Source organism: Acinetobacter pittii ANC 4050 (assembly GCF_000399685.1).
GTDB lineage: Bacteria > Pseudomonadota > Gammaproteobacteria > Pseudomonadales > Moraxellaceae > Acinetobacter > Acinetobacter pittii_E.
This window is the reverse complement of sequence record NZ_KB976987.1, coordinates 2,950,837-2,968,051: the sequence shown is the minus strand read 5'-3', so window position 1 is coordinate 2,968,051 and position 17,215 is coordinate 2,950,837. Positions and strand designations below refer to the sequence as shown.

The window sequence follows — 17,215 nt, the reverse complement described above, 5'->3', positions numbered from 1 at the left end:
AGTTGTGTGCACATTATACATAGATCATGAAACAGGTATGTTTATAGTTTTTATATTCAAATTTTTCACCTCATTTCTATAGACTCAATCTAAATTTATAAAAAATATTTTTACGACTTTAGTCTAATAAAAAAATCCATAAGTTCGAAATAGCTTGATTTTACTTAATAGTATTGGTCATACCAATTGTGATAATTATTTAATGGTTGATCTTGCAAATAGCTGTGTTTATGATGCGGTCTGTGGTTTAAGGAATAACATTTGCACTTAAATTTTAATTGGTAATACCAATTGTGTTAAATGTTTAAAGATTTAAGGTACAAAAATTCGCCCCGGCATTTCAAGGAGATGACAATGCTCAATATGTGGCAACAACTTTATGACCCTTTAAATAATATTTGGCTGTCCAGTGCGGTTGCATTAATCCCGATTATTTTCTTCTTTTTGGCATTGGCTGTTTTTCGTTTAAAAGGCAGTATTGCGGGTACGGGCACAGTTATTATTGCATTATTGATCGCGCTCTTTTTCTATCAAATGCCAGGTCAAATGGCCTTTGCATCCATTATTTATGGTTTCTTCTATGGTCTCTGGCCAATTTCATGGATCATTATTGGGGCAGTTTTTTTATACAAAATTTCGGTAAAAACAGGACAATTTGACGTTATTCGTTCAAGCATTTTGTCAATTACTGAAGACCAACGTCTGCAAATGTTATTGGTTGGTTTTGCATTTGGTACTTTCTTAGAAGGGGCGGCTGGCTTTGGTGCTCCTGTGGCAATTACCGCTGCACTCCTTGTTGGTTTAGGCTTTAAACCACTTTATGCTGCTGGTTTATGTTTGATCGTAAATACAGCACCAGTGGCATTCGGTGCAATGGGTATTCCAATTATTGTGGCAGGACAGGTTTCTGGTGTAGACACCATGGAAATTAGCCAGATGGTGGGTCGTCAGTTGCCGTTTTTAACGCTTATCGTGCTGTTCTGGATTATGGCGATTATGGACGGTTGGCGTGGTGTTAAGGAAACTTGGCCTGCGGTAGTTGTCGGTGGTGGTTCGTTTGCGATTGCTCAGTATCTCACTTCTAACTTCATTGGTCCTGAGTTACCAGACATTACCGCAGCAATTGCGTCATTGGTGAGCTTAACTTTACTGTTCCGTGTTTGGAAACCCAAACATATTTTCCGTTTTGAACCTGAAGCAGGTCAAACTTTGACTCAGCAACCTACTACGGTTCAACGTTATAGCATCGGCAAAATTGTGAAGGCATGGTCTCCATTTGCCATCTTAACAGTGATGGTCACCATCTGGAGTGTTAAACCATTTAAAGCTTTATTTGCAAAAGATGGTGCTCTTGAGCACTGGATTTTTAAACTTGAAGTGCCGTATTTACATAAATTGGTCGAAAAAATGCCGCCAATTGTGGCAGAGATGAAGCCATACGAAGCGATTTATAAGTTTGACTGGTTCTCTGCAACAGGTACTGCAATTTTTATTGCCGCAATCATCACTGCTATTTTCTTGAAAATGAAAGCAAGTGAAGCAGTAACGACTTTTGGTGAAACACTCAATGAGTTGAAAACACCGATTTACTCGATTGGTATGGTGTTGGCGTTTGCTTTTATTGCGAATTATTCAGGTTTATCTGCAACTTTAGCTTTGGCTCTATCGCATACGGGTCATGCATTTACTTTCTTCTCGCCGTTTTTGGGTTGGCTGGGTGTGTTTCTTACAGGTTCAGATACATCTTCAAATGCTTTGTTCTCGGCATTACAGGCGACTACGGCTCAGCAAATTGGTATTCCAGAAGTGTTATTGGTCGCTGCGAATACCAGCGGTGGTGTAACGGGTAAGATGATTTCTCCACAGTCGATTGCGATCGCTTGTGCAGCGGTAGGGTTAGTTGGAAAAGAATCTGACTTGTTCCGTTTCACGGTAAAACATAGCATCATATTCACTGTCTTTGTTGGCATCATTATTACGGTTCAGGCTTATCTGGTTCCGTGGATGATTCCATAACTCCAGTGAAGGAAACGCGATGAGAATCTCCGATCAAGTGGTCATGAAATTGCAGGCATTAATTGAAGAGCGGCACATGAAAAAAGGTGACCGTTTGCCTGCCGAACGCCAGCTTGCAACAAGCTTAGGAGTTTCTCGTCCGTCTTTGCGTGAAGCGATTCAGCAGCTTAATAGTCAAGGTGTGCTCAGTAGCCGCCGTGGCGATGGGACTTATATTCAGCAGTTACCTGAACAGTGGCCCCAGCAACTGATTGTGAACCCAATTAGTAACTTGATTGAAGAAGATCCGCTATACCGTTTTGATGTGCAAGAGGCGCGATTATTACTTGAAGGTGGCACGGCATGGTATGCCGCATTGCGCTCAACGCCTGAAGATCGCGCCAAAATTCATCATTATTTTGATGAAATTAGTCGTCACCAAAATGCGGGTGACTCAGCACAGGCTGCGGTGGCGGATGCTGAGTTTCACTTGGCGATTGCTGAAGCCTCTCACAATATTGTGCTGATTCAAATGATGCGTAGTTTGTTCGATTTGCTGCAATACAACGTCTTGTTAGGGCGTAAGAAAGTTTATAACGACCCCGTAAATGGTGACTTGCTCAGTGAGCAGCATTTTCAGGTGATGGATGCTATTGATCGTAAAGATCCCGAGGCCGCACGCCAAGCTGTCTGCGGTCATATTGAATTTGTGATTAATCATGTGCGTTCTCTGGATGAAGACGAAGCTCGCCAGAAACGTGCAAATCGTTTAAATAGAGTTGATTCAAAATGATTATTTCTTCTGGCAATGATTATCGTGCTGCGGCACAGCGTCGCTTACCTCCATTCTTATTTCATTACATTGATGGTGGAGCGTATTCGGAATATACCTTAAAGCGTAACGTACAAGATTTGTCAGAAATTGCATTGCGTCAACGTGTGCTCAATGACATGTCAGCGTTAAGTTTAGAGACAAAACTGTTTAACGAAACCTTGTCGATGCCGGTTGCGTTGGCACCAGTTGGTTTAACAGGTATGTATGCGCGTCGTGGTGAAGTGCAGGCCGCGATGGCAGCCGATAAAAAGGGCATTCCATTTACGCTTTCAACGGTTTCTGTTTGTCCGATTGAAGAAGTTGCACCTGCAATTAACCGTCCTATGTGGTTTCAGCTTTATGTATTACGTGACCGTGGTTTTATGCGTAATGCTTTGGAGCGTGCAAAAGCGGCAGGCTGTTCAACACTGGTGTTTACTGTAGATATGCCTGTGCCAGGGGCGCGTTACCGTGATGCTCATTCCGGTATGAGTGGACCAAATGCAGCGATGCGTCGTTATATGCAGTCCGTGTTCCATCCGCATTGGTCATGGAATGTCGGCTTAATGGGGCGTCCACATGACTTGGGCAATATCTCTAAATATTTAGGTAAACCGACTGGGCTTGAAGACTATATTGGTTGGTTAGGCTCAAACTTTGACCCATCAATTTCATGGAAAGACCTTGAGTGGATTCGTGAGTTTTGGGATGGCCCAATGGTAATTAAAGGCATTTTAGACCCTGAAGATGCCAAAGATGCTGTACGTTTTGGTGCGGATGGCATTGTGGTATCGAATCACGGTGGTCGTCAGTTAGATGGTGTGATGTCATCTGCTCGTGCATTGCCTGCAATTGCTGATGCTGTTAAAGGTGATTTAGCGATTTTGGCTGACTCAGGTATTCGTAATGGTTTAGATGTCGTGCGTATGTTAGCTCTTGGTGCCGATACGGTTTTACTGGGCCGTGCATTTGTTTATGCCTTGGCAGCAGCAGGGGGGCAAGGGGTGTCAAACTTACTGGATTTGATCGATAAAGAAATGCGTGTTGCGATGACGCTTACGGGTGCTAAGTCGATTTCGGATATTAATGCGGATTGTTTAGTACAGGCAATGAAGCAAGGTTTTTAAGAAATAATTTTTAAGTGAAGCAGTAAGCACAGTCTCAAAATTTGATGATTTGCTAATGTTTTGCGTATAGGCATTTGTCACTTTTGAAAGGTCAAAAGTAACCAAAAACCTTTTGTTGAGCAAACCGCACTTCCTTGTGCGGTTGCTCAACAGGCGGCATCCATGCCGCCCCACGACAGTAAATGTATGGCTGATTCGAATTAGAGAATGAGCTAATTAAATTATAAATTACAAATAGTAAGCTCCGTCGTGCTGATCTGGTTCTAGCGTGGATTACAGCTAGATCTTATATGGATGACTAAAAGGAAACCATCATGCAAACATTTTCTCCTCAAGCAGTGATTGAACGTTTACAAAATATTGTAGGGCGTTCTCATGTTTTGACCGATGACCAAAGCACGCGTCAGTACCGTCAAGGCCGCCGTTTTGGTGAGGGGAAAGTGCTTGCTGTAGTGGTACCAGGCACATTGTTAGAGCAATGGCAGGTGCTTCAAGCTGCCATTGATGCAAATTGTATTGTGATTATGCAGGCGGCAAATACGGGACTCACAGGTGGTTCAACGCCATATGGCGATGATTATGACCGTCCTGTTTTAGTCATGAGTACACGCCGATTAAAGGGCATTCAGGTCATTCATGACGGTAAGCAAGTGATTTGTTTACCAGGTGCGACCTTAGATAATTTAGAGCAAATTTTAAAAGGCTATGACCGTGAGCCGCATTCAGTAATTGGTTCATCTTGTATTGGTGCATCGGTACTGGGTGGTGTGTGTAATAACTCTGGTGGTGCGTTGGTACGCCGTGGTCCTGCTTATACGGAACTAGCTTTATATGCTCAGGTGAACGCTGCTGGTCAGTTAGAACTGGTAAATCATTTAGGCGTAAATTTAGGTTCGACTCCCGAAGAAATTTTGACACGTTTAGAGAAGCATCAATATCAAGCCGTAGATATTTTAGATGACAGCGAAAAACAGGCGTCCGACCATCGCTACGCCCACGATGTGACTCAAGTTGATGAAGATACACCTGCTCGTTTTAATGCAGATCCGTCACGTTTGTTTGAGGCATCGGGTTCGGCAGGTAAAGTTTGTGTGTTTGCGGTACGCCTTGATACCTATGAGAAAGTAGAAAGTAATGTCTTTTATATTGGTACAAATGATGCCGATGATTTAACAGCGATTCGTCGTTACTTATTGACCTCACTGCCAAGTTTGCCAATTGCAGGTGAATATATTCACCGAGATGCTTATTTGATTGGTGAAAAGTACGGAAAAGACACCTTCTTATTTATTGAAAAGTTCGGTACAGTCAATGTTCCAAAAGCTTTTGCGATGAAAGATAAAATCGATGGCTTCTTAGAAAAATTTAAAATTAAAGGCTTAACAGATCATATTTTGCAGGCCATTACCTTCTTTTTACCGAGTCATTTGCCTAAGCGTATGACCGAATATCGAGATCGTTATGAGCATCATTTAGTGCTGCGTGTCGAAAATAATTCGAAAGCACAGACTGAGCAATTTTTAAAAGAATATTTTGCAGTGCATCCGTCAGGCAGCTATTTCGTATGCAGCGAAGAAGAAGGGCGAAAAGCGTTCTTACACCGTTTTGCGATTGCAGGGGCGGCTATTCGTTATCGCGATACGCACCGTAGTGAAGTTGAAGATATTGTCGCGCTTGATATTGCGTTACGTCGTAATGACCGCGAATGGGTAGAGCAACTGCCAGCCGAGATGGAAAAGAAAATTCTCCATAAACTCTATTATGGGCATTTCTTTTGTCATGTTTTCCATCAGGACTATATTCTTAAAAAGGGCCATGACCCATTAGAAATGGAACATCAAATGTGGAAATTACTCGATGCGCGACGTGCTGAATATCCGGCAGAGCATAATGTCGGGCATCTCTACATTGCTAAACCTGCATTGGCCAATTTCTACCAAAAACTCGACCCAACCAATAGCTTTAATGTGGGTATTGGACATACCTCAAAACTGAAATATTGGGGTAAAGCTAAATCTTAACCTCGATAAATAAAAAAAAGGCGCCGAAGCGCCTTTTTTAATGGATGATTTATGCTGCTTCTACAGATTTAGCGAGCACTTCTGCCATCGCTTTAGCAACAGTGTAAACATTGTTCATGTTTAAACCTGCTACACAAATACGACCGCTACGTACTAAGTAGATTGCATATTCTTCACGCAAGATATCTACTTGCTCAGCAGTTAAACCTGTGTAGCTGAACATACCTTTTTGGTTTACAAGGTAGCTAAAGTCACGGTCTGGTAATGCTTTAGTAAGCTCGTCTTTCAAGATGCTACGCATTTTAATAATACGCTCACGCATCTCTTTCACTTCACCTTGCCATTGTTGGTTAAGTTCAGCGTCATTTAACACTTCATCAACTAACCAAGCGCCTGTAGTAGGAGGGCTAGAGTAAATACGACGTACAGTCGCTTTTAACTGACCGAATGTGCACTGAGCAGCTTCTGCATCGTCACAAACGAAAGTTAAGCCGCCAACGCGCTCGCCATATAAAGAGAAGATTTTAGAGAACGAGTTGCTCACAATGAAGTTTAGACCCGCTTGGTCTAAAGCACGGATTGCATACGCATCTTCTTCCATACCGTCACCAAAACCTTGGTAAGCGATATCTAGGAATGGAATAAGGTTACGGTCTTTTAATACTGCAATCACTTGATCCCATTGCGCTGGGTTTAAGTCAGCACCCGTTGGGTTGTGGCAGCATGGGTGCAACAACACAATGCTTTGCTCAGGCAAAGTTTTAAGTGTAGAAAGCATACCGTCAAAATCTACACCACGCGTTTCGTTATCGAAATATGGGTAGAAATGAGTTTTGATGCCAGCGCCATTGAAAATCGCAACGTGGTTATCCCAAGTTGGTTGGCTTACCCAAACGTCAGAATTTGGGAAATAAGTTTTTAAGAAATCCGCACCAACTTTCAATGCACCTGAACCACCAAGCGTTTGGATGGTTACAGCACGGCCAGCTTTAACTGCTGGGCTGTTTGCACCAAATAAAAGTGCTTGAATTGCTTCACGGTAAGGTTTGAAGCCTTCCATTGGCAAATAAAGTTTGGTTTTACCGTTTTTAGGCTCGATACGCTTTTGCGCTTCAATAATGGTCTCTAACTGAGGAACAATACTGTCTTCGTTATAATAAAGACCAATACTCAAGTTTACTTTTCCAGAACGAGTATCAGCATTGAACTGTTCCATTAAAGAGAGAATTGGGTCGCCTGCGTATGGGGGGATATGTTGAAACATCAAAAAAGTCCTTTCATTCAACAATATGCATAGTGCTGGGTTTTTTCTGTCTCGAAAAATACGCCACAACTATGTCGATGCTCAATAATGTATCAATAAAGCTACCGTGAAGCACCTGATAATTTCACTAATATCGATATTTTCTGGCTGAAAATGATAAAAAGATTTAAAAGAAATTACGGTAAATAGATACTAATTTCTAACTCATGAATTCATTCAAGCAGATTGTCTACAATCTTGCTGTAATACATTGGTTGTAGACTAAAGTTTGAAACAAAAGATTAGAGGCCGAAAAGCAGCTAAAAAAGTGCCATTAATCTATAGGTAAAATAATATTAAATAACTGTTTTATAAATACTAATTGGCAAGTGGTTTAATGGTTTAAATATAAGGTGAGATAACAGGACGAACGATAAAAATTGACCTGATGCGTTCTGTAAAGTGTCAACAATCACCTTGATTTTTTTCATTCATACCGCTATAAAACTCATAATTGATTAAAAATTGTCGACAATATGCAAGATTTGACCTTCGCACCAGAGCCTCTACAAAGTCAGGGAAGAACACTGACCGAGAATGTATTTAAACAAATACAGACGGCGATTGTTTTGGGTCAAATTCCGGCAGGTAGCAAAATTTCTGAACCTGAACTGGCACGCACTTATGGCATCAGCCGCGGGCCTTTGCGTGAGGCGATTCATCGCCTGGAAGGGCAACGTTTGGTTGAGCGTACTGCACATGTGGGCGCGCGCGTGGTTTCGCTGTCACTGCAACAATTTAAAGAGCTTTACCAGATTCGTGCGTCTTTAGAGGGTTTGGCTTGCAAACTTGCAGCACAGCATATTGATAAAAAGCAAATCTTGGCACTACGTGATGTATTGCGTATGCATGCCGAAGATGAAAATTTTAAAGCAGGTAAAGGATATTACTTGCAAGAAGGGCAAGACGATTTTCACTACTGCATTATCAAAAGTAGTGGCAATAAAACCCTAGAAAAAATGCTATGTGATGAGCTTTATCATCTCATTCGCATGTACCGAATTCAGTTTTCAAACACACCCGATCGACCGAGCAAAGCTTGGGACGAACACATCCGTATTTTAGATGCAATTGCAGAAGGCGATGGTGAACTTGCCGAGCTGCTCATGCATCGACATATCAATGCTTCTTACAAAATTATTGAGCAAACACTGCTACAAGCACAAGGAGAACATAACAATGGCTAAACAATCCGCAGGTCAGCTATTTCGCGATGCAATAGCCCAAGAAAAGCCATTACAAGTGGTTGGAACCATCAACGCCAATCATGCACTTTTGGCAAAACGTGCAGGTTATAAAGCGATTTACTTATCAGGTGGTGGTGTAGCAGCTGGTTCTTTAGGCTTACCTGATTTAGGAATCAGTAACCTTGATGATGTGTTGACTGACGTACGCCGTATTACTGATGTATGTGATCTTCCATTATTGGTCGATGCTGACACAGGTTTTGGTGCTTCTGCATTTAACATTGCACGTACTACGAAATCACTTATCAAGTTTGGTGCTGCGGCAATGCACATTGAAGACCAAGTGGGTGCAAAACGTTGTGGTCACCGTCCGAACAAAGCCATTGTGACTCAAGAAGAAATGGTTGACCGTATTAAAGCAGCGGTTGATGCGCGTGGTGATGACAGCTTCGTGATTATGGCGCGTACCGATGCGTTAGCGGTTGAAGGCTTACAAGCGGCAATTGACCGTGCGGGTGCCTACATTGAGGCAGGTGCAGACATGTTGTTCCCTGAAGCAATTACCGAACTTGATATGTACAAGCAATTTGCTCAGAAGACAGGCGTACCAATTTTGGCAAACATCACAGAGTTTGGTTCTACCCCACTGTTTACCACTGAAGAGTTGGCATCTGCCGATGTAAGCCTTGCGCTTTATCCGCTTTCTGCTTTCCGTGCCATGAACAAAGCAGCCGAGACTGTGTATGAAACCTTGCGTAAAGAAGGCACACAAAAGAACGTGATTGATATTATGCAAACGCGTAAAGAGTTATATGAACGCATTAACTACTATGCGTTTGAAGACTACTTAGACAACGCATTTGCTAAAAAGAAATAAATAAGGCCTCTTTTAAAAGAAGGGGAAGCGATGGTCTTGGCTATCGTGAGGGCGGCATGGATGCCGCTACGTTGGACTGCGATATATGGATATATCGTCAGACCAACAAGGATTTTTGCTTACTTTTCATCCGTGAAAAGTAAGGCGAACCGCAGGTTAATCCAAAAGTTGGATGAGAACTCGGCAAGACGCTGTCGCGTTTTTATCCAAGTAAAAATTGAACAAACAACAAATTCTGGTTGATATAAAGGATGATTCTATGAGCTCAAATGAAACAACAACAGGCTTCAAACCAAAAAAATCAGTTGCACTTAGCGGACAAGTTGCAGGCAACACAGCACTATGTACCGTAGGACGTAGCGGTAATGACTTGCACTACCGTGGCTATGACATTCTTGACCTTGCAGCAGGTAGCCAGTTTGAAGAAGTTGCTCACTTGCTCGTACATGGCAAATTACCAAACAAAGCTGAACTCAAAGCCTATAAAGCAAAATTAAAAGCACTTCGTGGCTTACCAGCAGCACTTAAAACTGCACTTGAGCAATTACCACCATCTGCACATCCAATGGACGTGATGCGTACAGGCGTATCAGTACTAGGTTGTTTAACTCCAGAACATGAAGACCATAACGAAGCGGGCGCAAAAGATATTGCTGATAAATTAATGGCAAGCCTAGGCTCAATGCTGCTTTATTGGTACCACTTCAGCAACAATGGTCGTCGTATTGAAGTTGAAACTGATGACGACTCAATTGCAGCGCATTTCTTACATTTACTTCATGGCGAAAAACCATCTGAAGAATGGATTCAAGCAATGCATACATCTCTTATTTTGTATGCTGAGCATGAGTTCAATGCATCTACATTTACGTCACGTGTGGTTGCAGGTACAGGCTCTGATATGTACTCGGCAATTACAGGTGGTATTGGTGCACTTCGCGGACCTAAGCACGGTGGTGCGAACGAAGTTGCATTCGTCATTCAACAACGTTACGACAACGCAGACGAAGCAGAGGCTGACATCCGTAAGCGTGTTGAAAATAAAGAAGTCGTGATCGGTTTTGGTCACCCTGTATATACAGTTTCTGACCCACGTAACGAAGTGATCAAGAAAGTTGCGCATGACTTGGCGCAAGCACAAGAGAACACCAAAATGTACCTCATCGCTGAGCGTTTAGAAGCAGTGATGAAAGAAGTGAAAAACATGTTCCCGAACCTCGACTGGTTCAGTGCGGTGAGCTATCACTTAATGGGTGTTCCAACTGCAATGTTCACACCGTTATTCGTAATTGCACGTACAGCAGGTTGGTCAGCGCATGTAATTGAACAACGTCAAGACGGCAAAATTATTCGTCCAAGCGCGAACTACACAGGCCCTGAAAACCTCGAATTTAAACCATTGGCGGAGCGTGGTTAATGAACACTAAATACCGTAAACCGCTGGCAGGTACCCAGCTTGAATATTACGACGTGCGTCAAGCCGTTGAAGATATTCAGCCAGGCGCATACGAAAAACTGCCTTACACGTCTAAAGTACTCGCAGAGCAATTGGTACGCCGTGCCGATGCCGAGAACTTAACTGCTTATTTAACGCAGTTGATTGAACGCCGTCAGGACTTGGACTTTCCTTGGTATCCTGCGCGTGTGGTGTGTCATGACATCCTAGGCCAAACTGCATTGGTTGACCTTGCAGGTTTGCGTGATGCGATTGCCGACAAAGGCGGTGACCCATCTAAAGTTAACCCAGTTGTACCGACTCAGCTCATTGTCGACCACTCTTTAGCAGTGGAATACGGTGGTGCTGACCCAGACGCTTTTGCAAAAAACCGTGCTGTTGAAGACCGCCGTAACGAAGACCGTTTCCACTTTATTGAGTGGACTAAAACCGCATTTAAAAATGTCGATGTGATCCCTGCGGGGAACGGCATTATGCACCAGATTAACCTAGAGAAAATGTCTCCGGTGATTCAGGCGCGTGATGGCGTAGCATTCCCAGACACATGCGTAGGTACAGACTCACACACACCACATACAGACGCTTTGGGCGTAATTTCTGTGGGTGTTGGTGGCTTAGAAGCTGAAAATGTAATGCTAGGCCGTGCATCTTGGATGCGTCTGCCAGACATTATTGGTGTTGAGTTTGTAGGCCAGCGTCAGGCAGGCATTACTGCAACCGATATCGTACTTGCTCTAACTGAGTTCTTGCGTAAAGAGCGCGTAGTGGGTGCTTACCTTGAGTTCTTTGGTGAAGGTGCTGACAGTATGTCTGTGGGCGACCGTGCAACCATTTCGAACATGACACCAGAATATGGTGCTACGGCTGCGATGTTCTACATCGACCAAAACACAATCGACTACTTACGCCTAACAGGCCGTGAAGATGCTCAAGTGGCATTGGTTGAACAGTACGCAAAAGAAATCGGTCTTTGGGCATCTGATATGACCAAAGCAGAGTACCCACGTGTACTTCGTTTTGATCTATCAAAAGTAACACGTAACATTGCTGGTCCATCAAACCCACATGCACGTGTTTCAACTGCGGATCTAAAAGAAAAAGGTATTGCGGGTGTTGTTGAAAACCGTTCTGACGGTTTAATGCCTGATGGCGCAATCATTATTGCGGCAATTACTTCATGTACTAACACCTCTAACCCACGTAACACTGTGGCGGCAGGTTTGTTGGCACGTAAGGCAAATGAACTTGGTTTGGTCCGTAAACCTTGGGTGAAATCATCATTTGCACCGGGTTCAAAAGCGGCTGCACTTTACCTTGAAGAAGCGGGCGTTCTAAAAGACTTAGAGCAACTGGGTTTTGGTATTGTGGCTTACGCTTGTACAACGTGTAACGGTATGTCGGGTGCGTTAGATCCAGCTATTCAGCAAGAAATTATTGACCGTGACTTGTACGCAACAGCAGTCCTGTCTGGTAACCGTAACTTCGATGGCCGTATCCATCCTTATGCAAAACAAGCATTCTTGGCATCTCCACCGCTTGTTGTGGCGTATGCAATTGCGGGTACGATTCGTTTTGACATCGAAAAAGATGCTTTAGGCCATGACAAAGAAGGTAACCCGATTTACCTGAAAGACATTTGGCCATCTGATGCTGAAATTGATGCGTTAGTTAAAGAAGCTGTGAAGCCTGAACAGTTCCGTAAAGTCTACATTCCAATGTTTGACTTAGGTGTAACTCAAGAAGCTGAAAGCCCACTTTACGACTGGCGTCCACAAAGTACTTACATCCGCCGTCCACCATATTGGGAAGGGGCATTGGCTGCACCACGTACTTTGGCGAACATGCGTCCACTTGCAATTTTGGGTGACAACATCACCACCGACCACTTGTCGCCTTCAAATGCGATTTTGATGGACTCGGCTGCGGGTGAATATCTTCACAAAATGGGCGTACCAGAAGAAGACTTCAACTCATATGCAACGCACCGTGGTGACCACTTGACTGCACAACGTGCAACATTTGCCAACCCGAAACTCTATAACGAAATGGTGGTTCGTTCAGACGGTACCATTAAGCAAGGTTCAAAAGCGCGTGTAGAGCCAGAAGGTGAAGTGATGCGTATGTGGGAAGCGATTGAAACCTACATGAACCGTAAACAGCCGTTAATTATTGTTGCGGGTGCTGACTACGGTCAGGGTTCAAGCCGAGACTGGGCTGCGAAAGGTGTACGCCTTGCAGGTGTTGAAGCCATTGTGGCAGAAGGTTTTGAGCGTATTCACCGTACCAACTTGGTGGGTATGGGCGTGTTACCACTTGAGTTTAAACCGGGCGTAAACCGCAAGACTTTAAAACTAGATGGTACAGAGCTTTATAGCGTGATTGGTAATATTGCGCCGCGCTCGACTTTAACTTTAGTGATTGAACGTGCTACAGCGGATGGTAAAGAAGAGATTCTTGAAGTGCCTGTGACGTGTCGTTTAGATACAGAAGAAGAAGTTTCTGTATATGAAGCGGGCGGTGTATTACAGCGTTTTGCGCAAGACTTTTTAGAAGGCCAAGTGGCTTGATACTTTAGTTAAACATTATTGATATTGTTCAAAAAAAGCCCTATCTTGATGATGGGGTTTTTTTGTTGAGTATAAAAAATGGAAAAAATATACGAGTCTAGAATTATTGATGAATTTGAAGGGTGGGATGGTGATAAAACCTACGAACTGGATAATGGAAGCATATGGAAACTAGCATCTTATAAATATCAATATAGCTATAAATATCGCCCAAAAGCAGTTATCTATAGAAATAATGGATCTTATTATTTGGAAGTTGAAGGGATGGGAGAGGCTTTAAGAGTATATAGATTATAACTTTAGATAAGTATTATATTTATAACAGATAATAAAAAGCCCGACATCCTGTCGGGCTTTTTCGTATTTGGTTGCTAGATATGACTCCTGTCGTATCTCACGATCCTGATGCATGAACCTATTATTGTTGTTTTGTGTTCCGGAACATCCTGTTCCTGTATGAATTCATCATAGAAAAAAAGCAGGGGACAGCCAATCCGCTAAATCCCTAAATCTGTGTAAGATAAATCGTACAAATAACATTTTTTGCATTTATGCCATCATCATCGGGCGAAATGGACAATTGACATTCACTTTAAGTGGGTTATATTCCTGTTTAATATATATACGATTATAGGAATGTAATCATGGTAACAGCTGGCGAAAAACCCGGAACAGGCTTCTATTTCTGTGCTCAGTGTGGACATAGAGTGTTTTTAGAAATTAATACCGACCCTTTACCACCTTGCACGAAATGCTACTGCACGCAATTTAAACGTTAAGAATGAAATAATATTTGCGTTCGCATTTAACAAAAAGCCCTGTCACCCGATGGGGCTTTTTGTTAATTTAAAAATAAGACTTACATAACAAGACCCGTGATGGGCATGAAAAGGAAACCGTTATGGAAACTATATTGGGTTTATGTATTGGCGTGGGCTTAAGCGCTGCCTGCGGTTTTCGCGTCTTTGTGCCGTTATTGGTCATGAGCATTGCAACAATGATGGGCTGGTTTGAGCCATCAAAAGGTTTTGAGTGGTTAGCTCTGCCATCGGTGTGTTTGGCTTTAGGCGTGGCAACGGTATGTGAAGTTGCGGCTTACTATATTCCGTGGGTCGATAATGCCTTAGACACAGTCGCGACTCCTGCGGCGATGATCGCGGGTACGTTAGCAACGATGGCGGTTAGCAGTGGAGAAATGTCTCAGTTTGCCAGTTGGGCAGCAGCCATAATTGTGGGTGGTGGTACGGCAGGTGTGGTGCAAATGAGTACTGTTGCTGCACGCGGTGTTTCAACTGCAACCACAGGTGGCTTGGGTAATTTTGTTGTTGCGACAGGCGAGTGGATTGGAGCAATCTTACTCTCGGTTTCAGCCATGTTAGTGCCTGCGCTTGTGGCAGTAGTAGTGCTGATTGCAGTTATCTGGGTAGTGCGTTGGATTCGTCATAAAAAGCAGGAACAGGCACATAGTCCTCTATAGGTGAGTGTAAATATTATTTTTAAATGATAAAAATGTCCGCTGCTGTTAAGCTTATTATTCAACCCTAACAGTAGCATTTTCGTACATCGTGGTTGGATTTCTTACAGTTAGTTTGCTCTTCTGCAGAACTTGAAATCTACGACAAATGGTCGGGCCATTCGTCGTGTGATATTTATCTGTGACTTGAAATGACATGATGACTTAATCTGAGGAAGCGTCATCGCTGAACTGGAAATTGGCTCGAGCCCATGATGCAAATGTCGTCGGCATCTTGCCGGCTATCTTATTCGCGAGCGTGATCTCAGCCTCATGGGAGCCTGGGCCAAGATATGTATAGGCCTCGTAGTAGGCCAGCGTCTCAGCTAATGCGTCAGCACCCGGGAAGAAGTCTGCATATACCTCCCGAGGTACTTGGACGACCGAGAACTGATGGCCCAACTGATTCAATACACTAGTGAGGTCATTGAAGCTTAAGAAGTCGCCGACCAGCGGTAGATATGCGCCATCGCCAGTTTCAACTGGGTGTGCAAAAGCACCGGCCACGATGTTGCCTAACTCGTTGATGTCGCCTAGGTGAAAGCAACGTACTGAGGGATCGATGGGTAGCACCCAGCCAAAGCTTCCATCTTGTTGTTTTTGCGGTCCTATTGGTCCGGAAAAGTTCTGATAATAGGCAGGTGGCACGACGAAGGTGTAACGAGAAAATCCCGCATCCTTGACGATCGTATCGATCTTCGCCTTACCCGTGAATTGGGGAACTTTGAACTTGCCACCGCTGATCGCTTCAACGTTGGGAAGGGTCGACCAGATTAGATGATTGATGCCTGCCGCTTTCGCAGCTTGAATTGCCGCTGTTGCCTGTTTGATTTCATCGGTGCCTTCCTGCCAGAAGTTGGTAACGAGAAAGACACCGTGAACATCTTCCAATGCCGCTGTAAGCGTCTCTGGCTGGTCCAGATCTGCTGCGACAACTTCGTCAGCAATGCCCTTATAATTGACCGGATCGCGCGAAAGCGCACGTACTTTGAACTGGCCGTTTTCCTTTAGGGCACGTACGACGCTGCCCCCCTGATTTCCTGTCGCACCGAATACGGCGATCAACTTCTTTTCGATAGACATTATTTACCTCATTCGTTTTTAATCAGACGCTTGCGTAAATGCGGAGCGCTTCTGTTGGTTATCTTGAATGAGATCTTGCAATGGATCGATTTTCGATGCAATACTTCAAAAAATGTCATCATTTGCTACTATTTGATCCATATGAGCGATCCTATTGAAACATCAGAACTAGTCGCCTTCACCAAGACGGTTGATGCCCAATCACTATCGCGTGCCGCCGCAGAGCTGTGTGTTCCACGCGCGACCGTGAGCCGACGTCTTGCGCGTCTCGAGGAGCGTCTCGGCGCACGTCTTCTGCGCCGCACCACGCGAAGCCTTGTCCTCACGGAAGTCGGTAAAGCCTTCTACCAACAGGCTTGCATCGCGCTCGAAGCTGTGCGTCTGGCCGAGCAGAGCGTGCGTAAGAGCGACGAGCTCGTGCGTGGGGATTTGCGAATCTCGATACCGCCCATGATGGATACAAGCTTTCATGCAATGCTCTGTGAATTTGCGGCGCGCTATCCTATGCTACGAGTGTATGTTCATACGTCTAGCCAACACGTTGACCTCCTTCACGGCAGCTATGACGTTGCATTGCGTGCCAGCAGCCAGATTCAACCTGGCCTCGTCGCACGTACGCTATTGCGCGATCCGATAATCGCTGTGGCGGCCCCCACCTACCTCACCGATCATGGTACACCCCAGACGCAGCGCGATCTCGGTTCGCACCGTTGTTTGCTCGGCTTCACTCGTGGCGAGCTGCCGCAGATTCATTGGCCATTAGTTTCAGGAGGCAAACTCCAAGTCGACGGCACATTCTTTTCGAACGATATCGGTCTGTTGTGTGACGCTGCTGTCCGTGGGCTAGGCATTGCTCTCCTACCGCACAGTCTTGTGGCATCGCACTTGGACAGCGGCGCGCTTGTGCAAGTGTTGGCTGACGTAGTCGGTGCCGAAATGCAGATCGCAGTGGTCTACCCAGAACGAGCATTCTTACCGCCAAAAGTACGTGTTTTTATCGATGCTGTTGTTGCTTGGATGTCGCGTGAACTGCCTTCAACCCAGCATTGGTGAGTATGATTTTTGCCATGATGAACTCCTTTAAGGTATCTATAAAATTCATCTATACAATCTTGGCGTAGTTCAGCGAGATTCGGACTAGAGTCCTGGTGTAATAAAAAAAGCCCAACGTCCTGTTGGGCTTTTTCGTATTTGGGTACTAGATATGACTCCTGTCGTATCTCACGCTCCTGGTGCTTGAACCTATTATTGTTGTTTTGTGTTCCGGAACAT

At 44.1% G+C, this 17,215-nt stretch carries 15 protein-coding genes; 12 read left to right on the top strand and 3 right to left on the bottom strand.

Going from position 1 to position 17,215, the window contains the following annotated elements:
* Positions 1 to 348: 348 nt before the first annotated feature.
* The 4 genes from lldP to dld all read left to right on the top strand — a co-directional run bounded on the left by lldP (position 349) and on the right by dld (position 5,957).
* Positions 349 to 2,016, top strand: coding sequence for an L-lactate permease (gene lldP, locus F931_RS17695; RefSeq protein WP_171067925.1), 1,668 nt, complete (start codon positions 349 to 351; stop codon positions 2,014 to 2,016).
* A gap of 19 nt (positions 2,017 to 2,035) precedes the next feature.
* Positions 2,036 to 2,788, top strand: a complete 753-nt coding sequence (lldR, locus tag F931_RS17690) for a transcriptional regulator LldR (RefSeq protein ID WP_016142560.1) — start codon at positions 2,036 to 2,038, stop codon at positions 2,786 to 2,788.
* Entirely contained in the window at positions 2,785 to 3,936 is a 1,152-nt protein-coding gene (gene lldD, locus F931_RS17685; protein ID WP_002009553.1) for an FMN-dependent L-lactate dehydrogenase LldD, read from the top strand. Before lldR ends, lldD begins: the two co-directional genes overlap by 4 nt.
* A 314-nt stretch (positions 3,937 to 4,250) precedes the next feature.
* Complete coding sequence (gene dld, locus F931_RS17680; protein ID WP_016142559.1) at positions 4,251 to 5,957, top strand: D-lactate dehydrogenase; 1,707 nt, start codon at positions 4,251 to 4,253, stop codon at positions 5,955 to 5,957.
* A 49-nt stretch (positions 5,958 to 6,006) separates the two neighbouring features.
* Here the strand turns inward: dld and tyrB are convergent, their stop codons facing one another.
* Entirely contained in the window at positions 6,007 to 7,221 is a 1,215-nt protein-coding gene (gene tyrB / locus F931_RS17675; RefSeq protein WP_016142558.1) for an amino acid aminotransferase, read from the bottom strand.
* A 335-nt stretch (positions 7,222 to 7,556) separates the two neighbouring features.
* Positions 7,557 to 7,691, bottom strand: coding sequence for a hypothetical protein (locus F931_RS22275; protein WP_080649532.1), 135 nt, complete (start codon positions 7,689 to 7,691; stop codon positions 7,557 to 7,559).
* 45 nt (positions 7,692 to 7,736) lie between these two features.
* On the opposite strand from F931_RS22275, the gene ydhC reads away from it, so the two are divergent.
* The 7 genes from ydhC (at position 7,737) to F931_RS17645 (ending at position 14,824) form a co-directional block, all read left to right on the top strand.
* Entirely contained in the window at positions 7,737 to 8,447 is a 711-nt protein-coding gene (gene ydhC, locus F931_RS17670; RefSeq protein ID WP_001153627.1) for a GntR family transcriptional regulator, read from the top strand.
* Complete coding sequence (gene prpB / locus F931_RS17665) at positions 8,440 to 9,324, top strand: methylisocitrate lyase (protein WP_016142557.1); 885 nt, start codon at positions 8,440 to 8,442, stop codon at positions 9,322 to 9,324. Before ydhC ends, prpB begins: the two co-directional genes overlap by 8 nt.
* A gap of 259 nt (positions 9,325 to 9,583) precedes the next feature.
* Positions 9,584 to 10,741, top strand: a complete 1,158-nt coding sequence (gene prpC / locus F931_RS17660; protein WP_002120737.1) for a bifunctional 2-methylcitrate synthase/citrate synthase — start codon at positions 9,584 to 9,586, stop codon at positions 10,739 to 10,741.
* Positions 10,741 to 13,347 (top strand): Fe/S-dependent 2-methylisocitrate dehydratase AcnD, encoded by a 2,607-nt coding sequence (acnD, locus tag F931_RS17655; protein WP_016142556.1) that lies wholly within the window; start codon positions 10,741 to 10,743, stop codon positions 13,345 to 13,347. The genes prpC and acnD overlap by 1 nt, the downstream gene beginning before the upstream one ends.
* A 78-nt stretch (positions 13,348 to 13,425) precedes the next feature.
* On the top strand, positions 13,426 to 13,644 hold the full coding sequence (locus F931_RS17650; RefSeq protein WP_016142555.1) for a hypothetical protein: 219 nt from the start codon (positions 13,426 to 13,428) through the stop codon (positions 13,642 to 13,644).
* 347 nt (positions 13,645 to 13,991) lie between these two features.
* Positions 13,992 to 14,126: a zinc ribbon-containing protein gene (locus tag F931_RS22530; protein WP_001983336.1), complete on the top strand. Its 135-nt coding sequence runs from the start codon at positions 13,992 to 13,994 to the stop codon at positions 14,124 to 14,126.
* A 122-nt stretch (positions 14,127 to 14,248) separates the two neighbouring features.
* Positions 14,249 to 14,824: a DUF4126 domain-containing protein gene (locus F931_RS17645; RefSeq protein ID WP_016142554.1), complete on the top strand. Its 576-nt coding sequence runs from the start codon at positions 14,249 to 14,251 to the stop codon at positions 14,822 to 14,824.
* Between the two features lie 201 nt (positions 14,825 to 15,025).
* Here the strand turns inward: F931_RS17645 and F931_RS17640 are convergent, their stop codons facing one another.
* Positions 15,026 to 15,943 (bottom strand): NmrA/HSCARG family protein, encoded by a 918-nt coding sequence (locus tag F931_RS17640; protein ID WP_016142553.1) that lies wholly within the window; start codon positions 15,941 to 15,943, stop codon positions 15,026 to 15,028.
* Positions 15,944 to 15,997: 54 nt separating this feature from the next.
* Here F931_RS17640 and F931_RS17635 point away from each other — a divergent pair, with 54 nt between their 5' ends.
* Positions 15,998 to 16,996, top strand: coding sequence for a LysR family transcriptional regulator (locus tag F931_RS17635; RefSeq protein WP_228681263.1), 999 nt, complete (start codon positions 15,998 to 16,000; stop codon positions 16,994 to 16,996).
* Positions 16,997 to 17,215: the final 219 nt, after the last annotated feature.

Bases quoted from the DNA above. Each gene is read 5' to 3' on its own strand.
- prpC (WP_002120737.1), top strand. From the start codon at position 9,584: ATGAGCTCAAATGAAACAACAACAGGCTTCAAACCAAAAAAATCAGTT.
- dld (WP_016142559.1), top strand. From the start codon at position 4,251: ATGCAAACATTTTCTCCTCAAGCAGTGATTGAACGTTTACAAAATATT.
- F931_RS22530 (WP_001983336.1), top strand. From the start codon at position 13,992: ATGGTAACAGCTGGCGAAAAACCCGGAACAGGCTTCTATTTCTGTGCT.
- F931_RS22275 (WP_080649532.1), bottom strand. From the start codon at position 7,691: ATGAAAAAAATCAAGGTGATTGTTGACACTTTACAGAACGCATCAGGT.
- F931_RS17645 (WP_016142554.1), top strand. From the start codon at position 14,249: ATGGAAACTATATTGGGTTTATGTATTGGCGTGGGCTTAAGCGCTGCC.
- F931_RS17640 (WP_016142553.1), bottom strand. From the start codon at position 15,943: ATGTCTATCGAAAAGAAGTTGATCGCCGTATTCGGTGCGACAGGAAAT.
- F931_RS17650 (WP_016142555.1), top strand. From the start codon at position 13,426: ATGGAAAAAATATACGAGTCTAGAATTATTGATGAATTTGAAGGGTGG.
- lldR (WP_016142560.1), top strand. From the start codon at position 2,036: ATGAGAATCTCCGATCAAGTGGTCATGAAATTGCAGGCATTAATTGAA.
- ydhC (WP_001153627.1), top strand. From the start codon at position 7,737: ATGCAAGATTTGACCTTCGCACCAGAGCCTCTACAAAGTCAGGGAAGA.
- prpB (WP_016142557.1), top strand. From the start codon at position 8,440: ATGGCTAAACAATCCGCAGGTCAGCTATTTCGCGATGCAATAGCCCAA.
- acnD (WP_016142556.1), top strand. From the start codon at position 10,741: ATGAACACTAAATACCGTAAACCGCTGGCAGGTACCCAGCTTGAATAT.
- lldP (WP_171067925.1), top strand. From the start codon at position 349: ATGACAATGCTCAATATGTGGCAACAACTTTATGACCCTTTAAATAAT.
- tyrB (WP_016142558.1), bottom strand. From the start codon at position 7,221: ATGTTTCAACATATCCCCCCATACGCAGGCGACCCAATTCTCTCTTTA.
- lldD (WP_002009553.1), top strand. From the start codon at position 2,785: ATGATTATTTCTTCTGGCAATGATTATCGTGCTGCGGCACAGCGTCGC.